Below are 17,636 nucleotides of genomic sequence, written 5' to 3'. Positions count from 1 at the left end.
AGACCTTTCAATAATTTGGAAGGTCTTTTCTTTTATAATTAATACCTTTGAAGGATGAATATCGAACGTATCAGACAACCATTTATTGAAACTTTTCCCGGTGATTTTTCAAACAATCCCATGCAGAGAAACACACCAAAGGTTTTATTCGCCACCATTAAACCTGCAGGCTTTGATAAACCTGAACTTATTGCTTTTAACGAAGCTTTATCAAAGGAAATTGGCTTAGGAAAATATGAAGATAAAGACCTGAACTTTTTGGTGGGAAATAACCTTCCGGAAAACGTTCGAACCTATGCCACAGCGTATGCAGGGCATCAGTTCGGAAACTGGGCAGGACAGCTTGGAGATGGAAGAGCTATTCTTGCTGGTGAAATTACCAATGAGGCAGGAAAAAAGACCGAAATCCAATGGAAAGGAGCCGGAGCAACTCCATATTCCAGACATGCTGACGGAAGAGCCGTATTGAGATCTTCTGTACGCGAATATCTTATGAGTGAAGCCATGTATCACCTAGGCATTCCTACAACAAGAGCACTTAGTCTGGCTTTTACAGGCGAAGATGTGATGCGTGATATCATGTACAGTGGAAATCCACAGCTTGAAAAAGGTGCAGTGGTTATCAGAACTGCTGAAAGCTTTTTACGTTTCGGTCATTTTGAACTTATGTCTGCCCAAAGAGAATACAACAATCTTCAGGAGCTTGCCGACTTTACCATTGAAAACTATTACCCGGAAATCACATCCACTGACAGTAAGAAATACAGAGACTTTTTTGAAAACATCTGCACCCGAACGGCTAACTTAATGGTTGAATGGTTCAGAGTAGGCTTTGTACATGGAGTGATGAATACAGATAATATGTCAGTTCTGGGATTAACCATTGATTACGGCCCTTATTCCATGATGGACGAATATGATTTGAATTTCACACCCAATACAACAGATCTTCCGGGAAGAAGATATGCCTTTGGAAAGCAGGGGCAGATCGCCCAGTGGAATCTTTGGCAGCTTGCTAATGCTCTTCATCCATTAATCAAGAACGAAAAGTTTTTAGAAGATACTTTAAATAATTTCGGAACTTATTTTTGGGAAGCTCATGACCAGATGCTCTGTAAAAAGTTTGGTTTTGATCAGCTTCAAAAGGATGATGAAGAATTTTTCACCAATTGGCAGGGATTAATGCAGGAACTTCAGTTAGATTACACCTTGTTTTTCAATCAACTGAAAAAAATAACCCAAAACACAAACATACCAGAACATTTTAAAGATGTCTCTTATATTATTCTGGATGAAGTAAAGCTGGAAAAGCTAAATAGTTTTATCAAAAGTCATGAAGCAAGAAAAGCTTTAAACACCATTTCGGAAGAAGACTCTTTAGCCATGATGGAAAAAACAAATCCAACATTTATACTCCGAAATTATCTTCTCTACGAATGTATTGAAGAGATCAGCAATGGCAAAAAAGAGATGTTGGAAAAACTCATTAAAGCCCTCGAAAATCCATATCAGGAAATATACCCTGAGTTCTCCGCCAAAAGACCGTCTGGATACGATGATACTGCCGGATGTTCCACACTTTCATGCAGTTCGTAATTAACAAATATTCATAAAAAACCAAAAAACATGTAATTATTTTCATTTTTTTATTACATTTACTAACAACTTTAAACGTAAACCAAATGAAAACAAAATTACTATTCCTTTTCCTAATCTCTTTTGTATTTGGAAATGCACAGATTCTCACAGAGACTTTTCAGGGTACGACATTTCCTCCAACAGGATGGACAACCGGAACAAATGTGGCTTCAAGACCTTGGGGATTTACCACTATCATATTTAATGCAACCGGACAAGCAACATTCAATATCACAGGTGGAAAATCTGCTTGCATAGGATGGATTGCCGATTCACAGGATGCTCATTTAACAAGTCCTTCCTTCAGTTTAGTAGGGACAACAAGTCCGGTACTAAAGTTCAATGCTAAAATTGGATACGAATACATGGTTGATCCAAATCCTAACGGAGATTTAAAAGTCGAGGTATCCACAGATGGAGGAACTACCTGGAATCAGGTATGGGTTGAAGAAGACTATGGAGTATATACTGATTATGAAACACTAGCGATTACCGTGAGCTTAGCCTCATATGCAGGGCAGGCCAATGTTAAATTCAGATTCCATTATGTTGCCAATGATGCAGACAGCCTTTCTATAGATGATGTACAGGTTTTAGCAAGTGCTACATTAGCTACTCAGGAAGCCAATGCTAAAGTAAAAGACTTCACAAACATTTATCCAAACCCTACAAAAGGAGAAATCAATATTAAAACAGATAAAAAAATCAAATCTGCCACAGTAATTGATGCAAGTGGAAAATCTCTGCTCAACAATACTTCAGAAAGATTGGATATTTCTTCACTTCCAAAAGGAGTTTATCTATTAAAAGTAGACTTCTCAGACGGAACTTCCAAAACCGAGAAAGTAATCAAACAATAACAACGTTTATACAAACTTTTATAACCACCAATTTTGGTGGTTTTTTTATTTTACTTTTGCAAAAAATTTGACCCGTGTCTTTTATCAAAACAAAATTTATCAATTTTCTTAAACTGGTTTTCCCATCCACCTATACCGAGTTGGCGGTATTTCTGTTTTTCATAGTCTGTTATGGAATTCTGGGATCTTATATTGCCCTTCATTACAGGATTATTTTTGACAGCAGGATTCCGTGGGATGCTTACTTCAGTTTTGATAATAAATCAATCCTTATGACAGGAGGCAGTTTTGAAAGACATCCTCTATCCTACTATTTTTTCAACTGGATAAGAGAATTCTCGCTATTTATTTCAGGAGGAAAAACGGATGCCAACTTCAGACTTACGTTGGCATGGCTCAGTAATATTATCATTACATTAAATATTATTCAGGTATTTAAATATTTAAAGAATATCATTCAGCTTCCTTTATGGCTAAGCCTTTTAATCATATTATTCTTTGGAGCTTTTTCCACTAATATCATCTTGTCTTTTACTCCGGAGAACTTTACCTACACCTTATTTTTACTATCGCTATACAACTACTATGCGGCAATCAAACTAAGGAAAGAAGAGAAAATGCCTGCTACTGCTTTATCACTGGCTGGAATTACTATCGGAGGGCTTACTATTACCAACTTTGTAAAAGTTTTCATTCCACTTATTTTTGAGAAAGGCATTTTTACCAACTGGAAGAAATTCGGAAATGCAGTTTTAAGAGTGGCAATAGCTGTTATCTGTTTTGTACTGCTTTATCTGAACAGAATTGATTTTAAATATCAGAATATCTTTTCAAAAACCAACCAGCAATATGAAAAGTTTTCCAATGTAGAATCTATGCCGACATGGGATATGATTCTTTCATTCTTTTTCGGAGGCAATATTCTTTTCCCGGGATTTATTATGTCTGACAAACATAATATGAAAGGGTTTAATTTCAAAGGACTTTACATGGATGTTTATTCATCGCCCCTTTCCTACTTTTTCATCGGCACATTATTAATCCTGATAAGTTGGAGTTATTTTAAAAACTTTAAAAACAAATGGGTTCAGGTTATCGTCATTTCATTTTTAGTTGACCTCATTATCCATTGTGTAATGAGGTTTGGTCTTCACACTTCCTATATTTATGGAGGACATTTTGTTTTTGTATACCCTCTTCTTTTAGGATGGCTCTTTTTTGCCTACAGATCTTCACCTAAAATGTTGTCGTTTTTAACATTAACAATGGTTGTATTGTTTATCTATCTGATCGTCAATAATACCTTCAGAATGGCAGAGTTCTTCTGGTTTATGGAAAATTATTATCAATAAAAAAAGCTGAGAAAATTTCTCAGCTTTTTGTTTTTTATGTTGAAATAAATTCTTCCTATTTTGCTTCTGCACAGAAAATTCTATACTGTACTGCTACTGCAGATTTAAAGTATTCTCTGATTTTGGAAAGATCACTGGCTGCACTTTGTTTTGTGAAATAACTTCCAGCTAAAATCTTATAATTTGGTCTTAAAGAAGCATCCGTCTCTACTTTCAGATTCGGGAATCTTTTTCTGAAATAAGACTTCACCTCATTAGCCTCCTCATTACTTTTCACCGTTGTAATCTGGATTTTGAACCCTAAAATTCTAGGATTTTTCTTACAGATTTCAGCATTCGTAAGTTCTCTGCTCGGCACAAAGATCTTAGGCGGTTTTGTATTGATTCCTGTAGAAATTCCACTATCATTATTACTGAAATCTTTAGGAGAATTTGTTGGAGCAACTTTCGCACACTTTCCTTCAATTCCTTCCAAAGCAGCATTTATTTTGGAATCCATTGTCATAACAAGCTCTGTTCCTGACAGGGTATCCTTTTTAACAACTTGTTGTGCTTCAATATTATAAAATCCAAATAATGATAATATCGAAAATATTTTGATTAGATTTCTCATTTAAACTTGTTTCCGCAAATTTATACAAATTAAAAAACTATACCAAACTGGTTATTTAGAATCAATACAAATTAAACGTAAATGATATTTTCCCTTTTCGATATACCGTTAAATTCCTGTTAAAAATATTATTTTTGCGGAATTGATTGAATGTTCAATAATTTACTAACATAAGATAATTTAAATGATTAGTTGGAGAAAGCATTATAAAAAAACGTTGATCGCAATAGGCTTATTGCTATCAACCAGTGCTTCATTTTACGGGCAAGACGGCGATCCTAAAAACGGAGAGAAACTTTTCAAAGCGAATTGTACTGCATGTCACGCGCTGGACAAACAAGTTGTAGGACCACCACTAAAAGGGGTTGTAGAACGAGTAAAGACAGAAGGTGGTGTAGACAAAGATTGGCTTCACAAGTGGATCAAAGACAACAAAGCTCTAAGAGCTTCTGGGGATAAATACGCCAATGAGATTTTTGAAAAGTTTAACAAGACTGAAATGCAGGTCTTTCCAAATCTTACAGATAAGGATATTGACGACATTTTAGCTTTCACAACTAACCCTCCTGCTCCGGAGGAGAAAAAACCGGAAGCAACTCCTGCAACTGACGCTACTGCGGCAGCTCCTGCAGACAAAACTACAACAAACGTTGTCATCATTTCACTTTTAGCGATCGCAGGTTTACTGGTTTGGATCTTGGTTAAACTAAGACAATTGGTAAAACTGGGTCAGTCTGAAGATTTAGCTGGACTTAATGAAACAAGAGTTCGTTCTTTCAGTGAAATGTACGAGAAGTTCCACTTCATTGGTAAAGGTCTATTGGCAATCCTTGCTATTTTAGCCGCTTACGGAGTATGGAACTGGTTAATGTGGATTGGGGTTTACAAAGGGTACAAACCTGAGCAGCCTATCTACTTCTCTCACAAAATCCACGCTGGAGAACAGAAAATTGACTGTCAGTTATGTCACTCTAGTGCTAAATACGGAAAAGTATCTGAGATTCCTTCTATGAACGTTTGTATGAACTGTCACAGAACAATTTCTGAATACAACGCAGATCACTACATGGAGCCAGGAAAAGACAAGGCATTCTATGACGGAGAAATCCAGAAGATCTACGCTGCAACAGGTTGGGATCCTGCAAAACAACAGTACACAGGAAAAACACAGCCGGTTGAATGGACAAGAATCCACAACATGCCAGACTTCGTTTACTTCAACCACTCTCAGCACGTAATTGCTGGAGAACAAGCGATCATCAATTCTTTCAACAAAAAGAATCCTAACAACAAAATTGATGTTGTATGTAAAGCTTGTCACGGTAAAATTGATACAATGAATGTTGTTCAAATGGCAAACGACTTTACTATGGGATGGTGTATCGAGTGCCACAGAACGACTGAAGTTGATATGAACAACGGTTATAATAAAGAGTACTTCAAAAATCTACATGACAAGTTGAAAAAACAATATCCACAAGATGGAGGTAAGATCACTGTAGATGCAATTGGAGGTCTTGAGTGTGGTAAATGTCATTATTAATAACTAAAAAATTAGAAGTATAAATGGCTTCAAACAAAATACAATTCAGAAGTATTCATGAACTTAAAGATCCAGCTTTGAATAATAAGCTGGCTCAGAAAGAGTTTCAGGAAGAAATTCCGGTAGAAGATTTCCTTGGAGATGCTGAGAAAAACGGATCAAGTACTTCAAGAAGAGATTTCCTTAAATTACTAGGATTCTCTACAGCAGCAGTTACATTAGCTGCCTGCGAAGCTCCGGTAATCAAAACGATTCCTTATGTGGTAAAACCGCATGACATTATTCCGGGAATCCCTAATTATTACGCTTCAACATATTTTGACGGTTTCGACTTTGCTAGTGTTTTAGTAAAAACCCGTGAAGGTAGACCTATCAAAATTGAACCAAACCCGGCTGGTGGTGATTTAGGTAAAACTAACGCAAGAGCTCAGGCAAGTGTACTTTCTCTTTATGATAACGATAAAGTAAAGCAGCCTAAACTAGACGGTAAAGATGAAACTTTCGATAAAGTAGACAGTTTCGTTATCAAAGGTTTGGAAGAAGCTAAAGCGTCAGGCAAAAAGATTGTTGTTTTATCACACTCTTTTGCTTCACCAACTTTCAAAAAGTTATTCGCTGAATTCAAAGCTAAATATCCTACAGCTGAATTAGTAACTTATGATGCTTTCCCTTACTCTGCAGGATTAGATGCAGCTCAGGAAGTATTCGGACAAAGAGCATTACCTGTTTATGACCTTAACGGTTCTGAATTGGTAGTTTCTTTCCAGGCTGATTTCTTAGGAGATTATAACGCTTCAAGCTTAGAGACTTCTTATGCAGCAGCTAGAAAACCAGGAGCAAGCATGTTGAGACACATCCAGGTGGAGTCTAACATGTCTTTAACTGGAGCTAATGCTGACTCAAGATACAGATTAAAACCAAGTGCTGTAAACAAAACGTTAGTGGAAGTTTACAATGCAATCGTAGGTGGCGGTACTACTGATAAGACTGCAACTGAAATTGCTAACGAATTGAAAGCAAAAGGAAGCAAAGCTGTTGTTTTCGCTGACGGTTCTAAAGGAGCACAGGTTTTAGCACACTTAATCAACCAAAAATTAGGTTCAGTAGCTTTCACAGGTAAGGCAAACTTCCTTAAAGAATTCAACGGTGCTAAATACCAGGAATTCTTAGGATGGGTAAACGGTGGACAAGTTGGTGTATTAATTACAAACAACGTAGACCCTATCTACTCTCATCCAAAAGGAGAAGATTTCAAAAAATCTTTATCAAAAGTTCCTTACGTAGTTGCTGTAGCAGATAAGAAAAATGAAATGTACAAAGCAGCGAAAGCTGTAATTCCGGTAGCTAACTGGTTAGAGTCTTGGGGAGATATCGAACCACAGACTGGAGTATATTCATTAATGCAGCCTACGATCCAGAAAATCTACAAATCAAGACAGATTGAAGAGTCTCTATTGGTTTGGAAGAATGGTAAAAACAATGCAGCAAACAACTACTACGATTATTTAAAAGCAAGCTCTGCTTCTCTTTTAGGTGGTACTTCTTTCAACAAAGCATTGTATAACGGTATCAACGCTTCTACGAATGCAACTTCTCTTGCTTATGCAGGTGGAAACGCTGCTCAGGCTGTTGCTGAACTAGGAAACTTTAAAGCTTCTGAATTAGAATTAGTATTATACACTAAGACTTCAATGGGAGATGGTACTCAGGCAAATAACCCTTGGTTACAAGAGTTACCTGACCCAATCACAAGAATGTCTTGGGATAACTACCTTACAATTTCTCCTAAAGATGCAGAGAAATTTGCAATTGACAACGATCTTAACGCAAGAATGCAGCTAGATGGTTCTATTGTAAACCTTACTGTAAACGGAGTTAAAATAGAAAACGTTCCTGTATTCGTACAACCAGGACAAGCTGAAGGATCTGTAGGTCTTGCACTTGGTTATGGTAAGAAAAACTCAGGAGCAACTGCTGATACTGGTGTAAATGCTTATCCTTTATTTGACGGTTCTAACCTTGTTCTTTCAGGTGTTAAAATTGAAAAAACAGGAGAAGATCACGAGTTCGCAGGTATCCAGCTTCAAAATACATTAATGGGTCGTTATGAAATCGCGAAGGAAGTTCCTTTAGCTGAATTCATTAACGTTGCTTTTGATGATGAGCACAAAGGATGGAACAAGCCTTTGGAATACCACACGATCAGCGGAGCACTTCCAGCGAGAAAAATCGACCTTTGGGATGCTTTTGATGATACAGATGGTCCTCACTTTAACTTATCTATTGACTTGAACTCTTGTACTGGTTGTGGAGCATGTATCATTGCTTGTCAGGCAGAAAACAACGTTCCTGTAGTAGGTAAAGAAGAAGTAAGGATGTCTAGAGATATGTACTGGTTAAGAATTGACCGTTACTACTCTTCAAGACAGAAAGTAGAAGTTTACGAAGGATTGAAAGAAGGAATGGCTGTACCAGAATTGTACGGTACTGCTTTCGGAGACGGAGGTGCATTAAACCACCCTGCAGACAACCCGGATGTAATCTTCCAACCAGTAATGTGTCAGCACTGTAACCACGCTCCATGTGAAACTGTATGTCCGGTAGCGGCTACTTCACACGGTAAGCAAGGTCAAAACCATATGGCTTACAACAGATGTATCGGTACCAGATATTGTGCAAACAACTGTCCGTACAAAGTAAGACGTTTCAACTGGTTTACTTATAACCTAAATGACAAGTTCGATTTCAACATGAACAACGATTTAGGAAGAATGGTACTTAACCCGGATGTAGTTGTAAGAACTAGAGGGGTAATGGAGAAATGTTCAATGTGTATCCAAATGACTCAGAATACTATTCTTGAGGCTAAGAAAGAAGGAAGAAGAGTGAAGGATGGAGAATTCCAGACTGCTTGTTCTAAAGCTTGTTCTACTGGAGCAATGACATTTGGAGACATGAATGATAAAGATTCTTCGATTAGAGAGCAATATGCATCTAACAGAAGATATTATTTACTAGAGGAGATCGGAACAAAACCAAACGTGTTCTATCACACTAAAGTAAGAAACAGAGTAGAAAAATAAAGTTTAAATAATAAATAGGTAAAAAATGTCAGGACATTACGAAGCTCCGATAAGGGAACCTCTAATTATTGGTCACAAAACTTATCACGATATTACAGAAGATATCGCACGACCTATCGAAGAAAGAGCAGGTAAATTATGGTGGATCTCATTATATGCTGCACTAGTTCTATTCCTCTATGGATTCGGCTGTATCGCTTACACTATCGGGACAGGTATTGGAGCATGGGGGCTTAACAGAACTATTAACTGGGGTTGGGATATTACCAACTTCGTATGGTGGGTAGGTATCGGTCACGCCGGGACCCTAATCTCCGCAGTATTATTATTATTTAGACAGAGATGGAGAATGTCTGTAAACAGATCTGCAGAGGCGATGACGATCTTTGCGGTTGTACAGGCAGCAATCTTCCCTGTAATCCACATGGGTAGAGTTTGGGTTGGATACTGGGTATTCCCTTTACCAAACCAATTCGGTTCTCTTTGGGGGAACTTTAACTCTCCTCTACTTTGGGACGTATTTGCGATCTCTACGTATTTCTCAGTATCAACTGTATTCTGGTTCATGGGACTAATCCCTGACTTTGCAATGATCAGAGATAGAGCTAAGACTCCTTGGACTAAGAAAATTTATACATTCCTTGCATTCGGTTGGGGTGGTAAAGCAAAACACTGGCAAAGATTCGAAGAACTTTCTTTGGTTCTTGCAGGTTTGGCAACTCCACTTGTATTCTCAGTACACACCACCGTATCATTTGACTTCGCGACTTCAGTAATTAAAGGATGGCACTCAACAATCTATCCTCCTTACTTCGTTGCTGGTGCAATCTTCTCAGGATTTGCAATGGTACAGACACTATTGTTGGTTGCAAGAAAAGTGTGTCACTTAGAAGAGTATATTACAATGTATCATATCGAAATCATGAACATCGTAATCATCTTAACTGGTGGTATGGTAACTGTAGCTTATGCAACTGAATATTTCATCGGATGGTACTCCGGATCTAGATTTGAAGATTTCACATATCTTTCTCCAGGTGCTGCTGTAGGACCTTACTGGTGGGCATTCTGGTCATTGATCATCTGTAACCTTGTTATTCCTGCTTCTTTCTGGTTCAAGAGACTAAGAACGAACATTATCTGGACATTCATTGTTGCATTAATCATCAACATCGGTATGTGGTTCGAGCGTTTTGATATCATCGTTATCAACCTTTCAAGAGACTACTTACCAGGGTCATGGACAATGTTTAAGCCAACGATCATTGATGTAGGTGTATACTTAGGAACTATCGGATTCTTCTCTGTATTATTCTTATTATATGCAAGAACGTTCCCTGTAATTGCACAGGCTGAATTAAAATCGATTTTGAAAATCTCAGGTGAAACTTATAAAGCAAAAGAAGGAGATGAGCACCACTAAAATTGTATACGGACTTTATGCTGACGACGACGATTTAATGAACGGCGTTAAAGCATTCAACGATAAAGGAATCGCAATTAACGAAGTTTATACTCCGTTTCCGGTTCACGGACTAGACAAAGCTTTAGGTTTAAAGAAAACTAGAATTTCTGATGCCGCATTCTTATATGCTCTTTATGGGGTTACTATCGGTGCTACTTTAACCTGGTATGTAATGAACCACGACTGGCCGCAGAATATCGGTGGTAAACCAGCTTTTGACTGGGGACACAACATGCCTGCATTCGTAGTTCCAATGTTCGAATTAATGGTATTCTGTGCCGCTCACATGATGTCTTTAACTTTCTTAGTTAGAAACAAAATGTATCCAGGAGCTCCAGCTCAGAACCCGGATCCAAGAACGACTGATGATAAATTCATGATGGAATTTGTAACTGAAGATGTAGAATCTGTAAAACAGTTGCTTATTGAAACTGGAGTTGAAGAAATAACTGTTAAAGACGCTTAAAATGAAAAAGAATGTATTAAAAATTACAGCGGTTTTAGGTTTAACTACAGTTTTACTTAACTCTTGCGGACCAAAGGAGAACACTCCGTTGGTATATTTCCCGGACATGTATTTTCCGGTAGCTTATGATCCATTGATGAAAGCTCAGGACGCTTATTCAGATCATGAAAATGAAATTCCTGCTTTTGTTAAAAATAATGGTGCAACAGGTCTTTCTCCGGTAGAAGGATCAGTTCCTCAGAATAAAGACGGAGTTTTTGAAGAAAGCTTATTACCTAAAAACGTTGACGAGTATAACGCAGGGTATGAAGCATCTAAAAAACTTACAGCATCTCCTTTGAACCCAGCTAATGCAGCTAAGGATCTTGAAAGAGGTAAAATATTGTTTGATCACACTTGTGCTGCATGTCACGGTACAGGAGGTGATGGACAAGGACCTATCGTTCAAAGTGGAGCATTCTCTGGAGTACCAAACTATGCTGACAGAGAAATTACTGTAGGATCTGTTCATTATGTATTAACAAACGGTAGAAATGCCATGGGATCTTATGCGGGACAATTGAACGCAGGAGACAGATGGAGAGTAGCAATGTATGTGATGAGTGCTTTCAAAAAAGGAGCAGCAGCACCGGCAGCAGCTACAGCGGCGGCACCAGCAACAACTGAAACGACTACCGAAACTAAAAAATAAGAAAAGAAATGTATAGTTTTTCACCAAAATTAAAATCAACTTCTATAATACTTCTTGTTGTAGGTTTAGTTCTTTTCGGTATTGGTTTCTTTTTGAACAAAGGAATTTCTACTGAGAAAATAGAACAAATGATGGAAGCTGTTCATGCTTCAGGTCATACTGCTCCTACACACTCAAGTGAAATGGTTGGACCTCAGGATCACGCTGCTCACCTTGAGCACGCTACATTACAGGTACACAACCAGCCTTTAGCAGCAATACATTTTGTAGCTGTATTTTTCTTTGGAGTGAGCTGCTGCGTATTATTCTTCTATTCTATTCAGCACGCTGCACACGCAGGATGGCCAATCATCATTACAAGAGTAATGGAAGCTATTGCTTCTTATATCCCTTACGGTGGTGCAATCTTAGTAATCCTGATGATCTTAAACATCACTCATAATGGTCACTTATTCCACTGGATGGACCCTGAATTGACAAACCCGGATTCTCCGCATTTTGATGTGATCTTATTCGAAAAGAAAAAATTCTTAAATATTCCTTTCTACGCAGTAAGAACTTTAATCTATGTGATTGGTGCTTCTTTCTTCGCTTGGAAATTAAAAGCTCAGTCTAAGAAAGTAGATGAAACTAAGTCTAAAGTAGAGTACCAAATGCTTTACAGATGGGCAGTAGGATATATCGCATTCTTCGGATTTGCTTCTGCAGCTTGGGCTTGGGACTGGTTGATGTCTATTGACCCTCACTGGTATTCTACAATGTATATCTGGTATTCAATGGTTAGCTGCCTTTCAAGTGGTATCGCTGTAATCATTCTATTAAGTGTTTATCTTAAGAAAAATGGTTTCTTACCACAGTTCAATGATAACCACTTACACGATTTAGGAGTATTCCTTTTCGCTACAAGTATGCTTTGGACATATACATGGTTCGCTCAGTTCATGCTTTACTGGTATGCAAACGTTCCGGAAGAGGTTAACTACTTCTTCGGTAGATTCCAACACTACTCTCCTACTTTCTTACCGATGTTGATCATCAACTTCTTATTACCACTATTGGTATTAGTAAGTAGCAGCATCAAGAGAAACTATAAAGTAGTTACTACAATGGCAGTAGTAGTGATCTTAGGGCACATCTTAGACTACTTCAACATGGTAATGCCGGGAACAGTAGGACCATACTGGAACACTCCTGAAGTATTCTTGTTAATCCTTGGAGCAATCCTATTCGTAGCTGGATTATTTATGTTTACTGTACTTTCAGCTTTATCTAAACTGAAGTTGATTCCTACAGGAAACCCATTCTTACATGAATCTGAAATTTATGAGTATCCTTTCTAAGGACTTGTAACAAAATAAAATTATAAAAGACTGATTGTTAAAACGATCAGTCTTTTTTTATGCATACCAATCTGCAGGCAACCATTCTGAACGTTATGCGTCTCTATAATGAGATCAATAAACTAAAAACAAAATCTTATTATGAAAATAAAACTTTGCCTTTACTCGTTTTTCATTTTTCTGTTTAGCTTTATTCAGGCACAGACCATCACTTTCGTTTCTGAAAAAAGTAATACTCCCCTTCCCAGAGTTTCAGTGTTTGGGAAAGATGGAACTATTCTGGCATACTCAGATATCGAAGGTAAGATTAACAAACAATCATTGTCCCCCTCGCAGGAAAAGTTTCAGCTTGTCTATAATAATTTTCCGGTTGCCACTTTATCATATGCAGACTTTGAGCAATCCATTATAAAAATCAATGACCAGGTAAAGGAAATTGAAACTGTAGTTATCAAAAATAACAAACCTGCCAAATACATTTTTATCAAAGGAAATTTTAATGCTTACGTGACCGTAAATAATAAACTGAATAGTTATACCGACGGAATTGTAACCTATATTTTTGACAACAAAACAAAAAAACTAAAAAGTACCAATGTTGAACAATACAGGGTTTTCAGATTGACAGAACCTAAAAACGAGAAAAAACAGACTTCATCATGGGATTATGGAAATTCTCTACAGATTCCAAAACTTAAAAATGTAGGAAACCCGGAAGAATATAAAACAAAAAGAAATATCATCAGAGAATTGAAAGGTGATCGTAAAGATCAGATTGAGGTAACAGGAGGAGCGCTTCAGGAAAAAGAATTTTCTTTCTTCGGATATAGATTTTATGATATCAGAACAATTCTTAATATGTCCTTTGAAAAAGGAACAGAAAAAACATTGAAAGATTTCCTTGAATACAATGAACTTGTTTTTGTAAAACTTAAACACAAAAGTGAACCTGAATACAATCAGATTGCCGTTTACACAAATTTCTATCCTACAGAACTCAGCTTCAATAACGACAATGATATTGAAAAAGTAAAATTTGATAAAGAAAACAGTAATTACAAAACTTCTTACTGGCAGGATCCTTCATTCCCAAATATGCAGACTATCTTCAGCAATTTTTTCAAAGGAGACTTAAAAGAACAATCCAATAAAAAGTAAAAATATAGGATTATGGCTACTGTGAAAAAGAAATAAAACAAGCTATAAAACATAAAGTAAAAATAAAATCCAGTATTAATAAAGGTTTTATTAAATTTGCAACAAACCAAATAAAAATGAAAAAGTTTTCTTTTCTACTTGTTTTCAGTCTGTTGCTTTTTACAGCATGTAAGAAAGATCATGTAGATGCTACGAATACTAAAACACTGCAGTCAAGTATCAATGATATGACTTCCAGTTTACCTACCATTAAGCAGATTAAGTTTAATGAAGCTCTTTATATCCTTAAAACATTTGGGGTAGAGGCAGACGGTGATATCAATGAGCTAAAAGCCCTTGGAAAACTGATTAACGGGAAGAAAGTTCCTGAAATCATGTCATTGGCTGATGAAATTGCACAAAAAAACGGAATAGAATGGGCAAGTACTGCCCCACCATCACTTGGAGAAATGAATATCTTCGGGGATGATAAAGCTAAAGAAAGTGATCCTAATGATGTAAAAGCAGGATCATTAAGCCTTGTGACAAGACCTACAGGAGATGACGGAACCGGAGCGCCTACAGCGATTCAAATTGTTCCAAGACTTGTAGATGCGGCCGGAAACCCTGTATCATTCACAGGAGCTGGTCTTGAAGCAACTCTTGAAGTCTACAGTAACGGTGTAAGATTGGCTACTGCTAAAAACCTGATGCAGGATAATAACTTTAAAGGATTCAACTTAAAGTTCTCATCTATCCCTGCTGCAAAAGTAGTGGATAACAAAATTGACATCACGGTTTCAGTAAAAACAACAGCCAAGACTTTCAAAATGTCTAAAATCGGTCTTGATGTAAATGCAGCAGCTCTGAAAGTTCCTGCAATCCCAAAAACTGATTCAACAGCAGTGACTGAGCAACCAAGCGCGGTGGTAGATCCAAACAATCCAACAGCGACTCCTGGAGCAACTACAGATCCTGCAACAGCTACTCCTGCAACGCCTGCTGCTCCAAAGCAACCGACGGCAGACCCCAAAAATACAGTCACGAAGTTTTTGAACAGCGTAAGTTCTCAGAATTTAAAAGCAGCTTACGAAACAGCCAGTAACCCAAGCTGGGGAAGCTATGAATCTTTCTCAAATCCTACTTCAGGTTTTGGATCTGTGAAAAATGTAAGCGTAAAAAACATTACGACTAATGGGACATCAGCTAACAGTGCCAGCGTAAATGCTACTTATGATGTAACGGATAAAAGCGGGAAGACAACTTCTCTAAAAGTAACTTTCGGGCTTAAAAATGTAAATGGAGACTGGAAAATTTCCAGCTATAAAATCAATTAATAAATGGCTTCAGCAGAACTCATCAAAAGATTAGAAGAAACAATTGAAAATATCCCAGATTTTCCGATTCCGGGAATACAGTTTAAGGATATTTCACCCATCTTTTTAGACCCAAAACTTTACGAAGACGTTATTGCAGATCTTGTAGCCTTCAGTAAAGGAAAGATAGACGCAGTCTGCGGAATTGAAAGCCGTGGTTACCTTTTTGGAATCGCAATTGCTGTAGCATTGGAAGTGCCATTCATCTTAATCAGAAAAGCAGGAAAACTTCCACCACCAGTCATTTCAGAAAAGTATGATCTGGAATATGGAAGTGCCATTATTGAAACCCGTGAAGGACAGATAAAACCCGGACAAAGAGTTTTAATCCACGATGACCTTTTAGCAACAGGAGGAACTACTGAAGCTGCTGCCAAGTTGGTAGAAAAACAAGGAGCAATTGTTTCACAGTTTAGTTTTCTTATCGGCTTACAAGGTTTGAATGGTGATGAAAAACTGAAAAAATTCGGGGCAGAAATCTACCATATTTTAGGATACTAAGATTTAATATATATGCTTCGACAAGTTCAGCATGACAACGCTAATCATTTACTGTGAGATTAGAACAAACAGTATTAGAAGTGTCTTGATGAGCCTGTCGAAGCATCTTTTTTTAATAAATTCATCATCCAAGATTAACAATTCACAAGATTTCCTCAATAATACTCATAAAGTATTTTGTAAATCTCTCAGAAACAATTAAATTTGCATTTCAATTTTTAAAAACTTATGGCAAAATTGGGAAAGAGTGCTCAGAACGAGCAAGAAGGTAAAGAAACAGTTGAGTTCTTTAAAGACCTTGACAGAGAAGCTTTAAACACTGAAAGATTTGTTGAAAAATATTCAAAACCACTTGGTTTTATATTTGGAGCTTTGATTTTAGGAGTTTTAGGATTCTTTGCTTACAAGCAATTTGTAATTGCTCCAAAGAACACTGAAGCTGTAAAAAGTTTCCTTGCTGCTCAGAAAAACCTTGCTGAAGGTAAAGATAAAGATGCTTTGGGTGGAAAATCTGCTGCTAATCCTGGTTTTATAGGGACAGCAAATGAATATGCTTCTACTGAAATCGGTAAGCTTTCTTCTTATAATGCCGGTTTATTAAAATTCAAAGAAGGAAAGTTCCAGGAAGCTTATGATCTTTTAGATAAATTCTCTTCCAAAAACAAGACTTTAATGGCAATGAAGTATGGTGCTATGGCAGACGCAAAATCAGGTCTTAACAAAAATGATGAGGCTTTAGGTTTGTTAGATCAGGCTGCATCGGCATCTGATGATCCTTATACAACATATTATTTCACAAGAAAAGCAGGTATCGTTGCATTAGGATTAAAGAAAAATGCAGAAGCTAAAAAATACTTCTCTGCAATTGATGAAAAATATCAGGACTACGACAACGGAATGTCTGATTCTTATATTGAAATGACTAAATATTATTAAAAAATGGCAACAGTTAATCTATCCGATTACAAGCCACTTCATATAACTAATGCCGAAGATTTTTCTATCGGCATTGTTTTTTCTGAGTGGAATGATTTTGTAACTTACAATCTTCGTGATGCAGCTTTGGAAATCCTTGAAAAAGAAGGGGTAAAACCTGAAAACATCAAACTTTTCCCTGTACCAGGAGCCTTCGAATTAAGCTATGCAAGCATGCAGCTTTGCAAAGAGAGAAAATATGACGCAGTAATCTCTATCGGATGTGTGATCCGTGGGGAAACTCCTCATTTTGATTATGTATGTTCTGCAGTAGCACAGGGAATTAAAGACTGTAATATCATGACAGATACTCCAACTATTTTCTGTGTATTAACGGATGATAACAAAGAACAATCTATTGCGAGAAGCGGTGGAGATCTTGGAAATAAAGGAGTAGAAGCAGCCGTTACAGCTCTTAGAATGATTGATTTCAAAAAGAAATTATCTGATAAAAAAGGAAATATTGGTTTCGGACATTCTTAACCAATAATTTGCTTCGACAATATAATGGGACTATTTTTTAATAGTCCTTTTTTATTAGTATATAAATAATTCATAAATCTTATTAATAAAAAGGATGTTTTTCTTTTTTTCTG

Annotated in this window: 15 protein-coding genes; 14 read left to right on the top strand and 1 reads right to left on the bottom strand. The window is 37.0% G+C overall.

The window, feature by feature from the left end; genetic code table 11:
* The first annotated feature begins 54 nt into the window (after positions 1–54).
* The 3 genes from BUE84_RS00170 (at position 55) to BUE84_RS00160 (ending at position 3,850) form a co-directional block, all read left to right on the top strand.
* The gene (locus tag BUE84_RS00170; RefSeq protein ID WP_079240021.1) at positions 55–1,596 is read left to right on the top strand and encodes a protein adenylyltransferase SelO; all 1,542 of its coding nucleotides are present in this window, start codon (positions 55–57) and stop codon (positions 1,594–1,596) included.
* A gap of 86 nt (positions 1,597–1,682) precedes the next feature.
* Positions 1,683–2,498, top strand: coding sequence for a T9SS-dependent choice-of-anchor J family protein (locus BUE84_RS00165; RefSeq protein WP_079240020.1), 816 nt, complete (start codon positions 1,683–1,685; stop codon positions 2,496–2,498).
* A 74-nt stretch (positions 2,499–2,572) separates the two neighbouring features.
* Positions 2,573–3,850 (top strand): DUF6080 domain-containing protein, encoded by a 1,278-nt coding sequence (locus BUE84_RS00160; protein WP_238594335.1) that lies wholly within the window; start codon positions 2,573–2,575, stop codon positions 3,848–3,850.
* A gap of 55 nt (positions 3,851–3,905) precedes the next feature.
* Here the strand turns inward: BUE84_RS00160 and BUE84_RS00155 are convergent, their stop codons facing one another.
* Complete coding sequence (locus tag BUE84_RS00155; protein WP_034691785.1) at positions 3,906–4,463, bottom strand: SPOR domain-containing protein; 558 nt, start codon at positions 4,461–4,463, stop codon at positions 3,906–3,908.
* A gap of 184 nt (positions 4,464–4,647) precedes the next feature.
* Here BUE84_RS00155 and BUE84_RS00150 point away from each other — a divergent pair, with 184 nt between their 5' ends.
* The 11 genes from BUE84_RS00150 to ribH all read left to right on the top strand — a co-directional run bounded on the left by BUE84_RS00150 (position 4,648) and on the right by ribH (position 17,523).
* Entirely contained in the window at positions 4,648–6,006 is a 1,359-nt protein-coding gene (locus tag BUE84_RS00150) for a c-type cytochrome (protein WP_047426932.1), read from the top strand.
* A gap of 23 nt (positions 6,007–6,029) precedes the next feature.
* Positions 6,030–9,089, top strand: coding sequence for a TAT-variant-translocated molybdopterin oxidoreductase (locus tag BUE84_RS00145; protein ID WP_034691789.1), 3,060 nt, complete (start codon positions 6,030–6,032; stop codon positions 9,087–9,089).
* Between the two features lie 25 nt (positions 9,090–9,114).
* Positions 9,115–10,512: an NrfD/PsrC family molybdoenzyme membrane anchor subunit gene (gene nrfD, locus BUE84_RS00140; protein ID WP_034691792.1), complete on the top strand. Its 1,398-nt coding sequence runs from the start codon at positions 9,115–9,117 to the stop codon at positions 10,510–10,512.
* Positions 10,499–11,020: a DUF3341 domain-containing protein gene (locus tag BUE84_RS00135; RefSeq protein ID WP_034691794.1), complete on the top strand. Its 522-nt coding sequence runs from the start codon at positions 10,499–10,501 to the stop codon at positions 11,018–11,020. The genes nrfD and BUE84_RS00135 overlap by 14 nt, the downstream gene beginning before the upstream one ends.
* 1 nt (position 11,021) lies before the next feature.
* Positions 11,022–11,711 (top strand): c-type cytochrome, encoded by a 690-nt coding sequence (locus BUE84_RS00130; protein ID WP_034691797.1) that lies wholly within the window; start codon positions 11,022–11,024, stop codon positions 11,709–11,711.
* A gap of 8 nt (positions 11,712–11,719) precedes the next feature.
* The gene (locus BUE84_RS00125; RefSeq protein WP_034691800.1) at positions 11,720–13,051 is read left to right on the top strand and encodes a hypothetical protein; all 1,332 of its coding nucleotides are present in this window, start codon (positions 11,720–11,722) and stop codon (positions 13,049–13,051) included.
* Positions 13,052–13,192: 141 nt separating this feature from the next.
* Positions 13,193–14,209, top strand: a complete 1,017-nt coding sequence (locus BUE84_RS00120; RefSeq protein WP_079240019.1) for a hypothetical protein — start codon at positions 13,193–13,195, stop codon at positions 14,207–14,209.
* Positions 14,210–14,325: 116 nt separating this feature from the next.
* A complete protein-coding gene (locus BUE84_RS00115; protein WP_079240018.1) occupies positions 14,326–15,525 on the top strand; it encodes a hypothetical protein in 1,200 nt (399 codons plus the stop codon).
* A gap of 3 nt (positions 15,526–15,528) precedes the next feature.
* Positions 15,529–16,065 (top strand): adenine phosphoribosyltransferase, encoded by a 537-nt coding sequence (locus BUE84_RS00110; protein ID WP_079240017.1) that lies wholly within the window; start codon positions 15,529–15,531, stop codon positions 16,063–16,065.
* 228 nt (positions 16,066–16,293) lie between these two features.
* On the top strand, positions 16,294–17,001 hold the full coding sequence (locus tag BUE84_RS00105; protein ID WP_079240016.1) for a hypothetical protein: 708 nt from the start codon (positions 16,294–16,296) through the stop codon (positions 16,999–17,001).
* A gap of 3 nt (positions 17,002–17,004) precedes the next feature.
* On the top strand, positions 17,005–17,523 hold the full coding sequence (gene ribH, locus BUE84_RS00100; RefSeq protein WP_034691815.1) for a 6,7-dimethyl-8-ribityllumazine synthase: 519 nt from the start codon (positions 17,005–17,007) through the stop codon (positions 17,521–17,523).
* Positions 17,524–17,636: the final 113 nt, after the last annotated feature.

It is taken from the genome of Chryseobacterium indologenes, assembly GCF_002025665.1.
In the GTDB taxonomy this organism is placed as follows: Bacteria; Bacteroidota; Bacteroidia; order Flavobacteriales; family Weeksellaceae; genus Chryseobacterium; species Chryseobacterium metallicongregator.
Note: the sequence above shows the minus strand (reverse complement) of the source record. Positions and strands in the feature narration are given on the sequence as shown.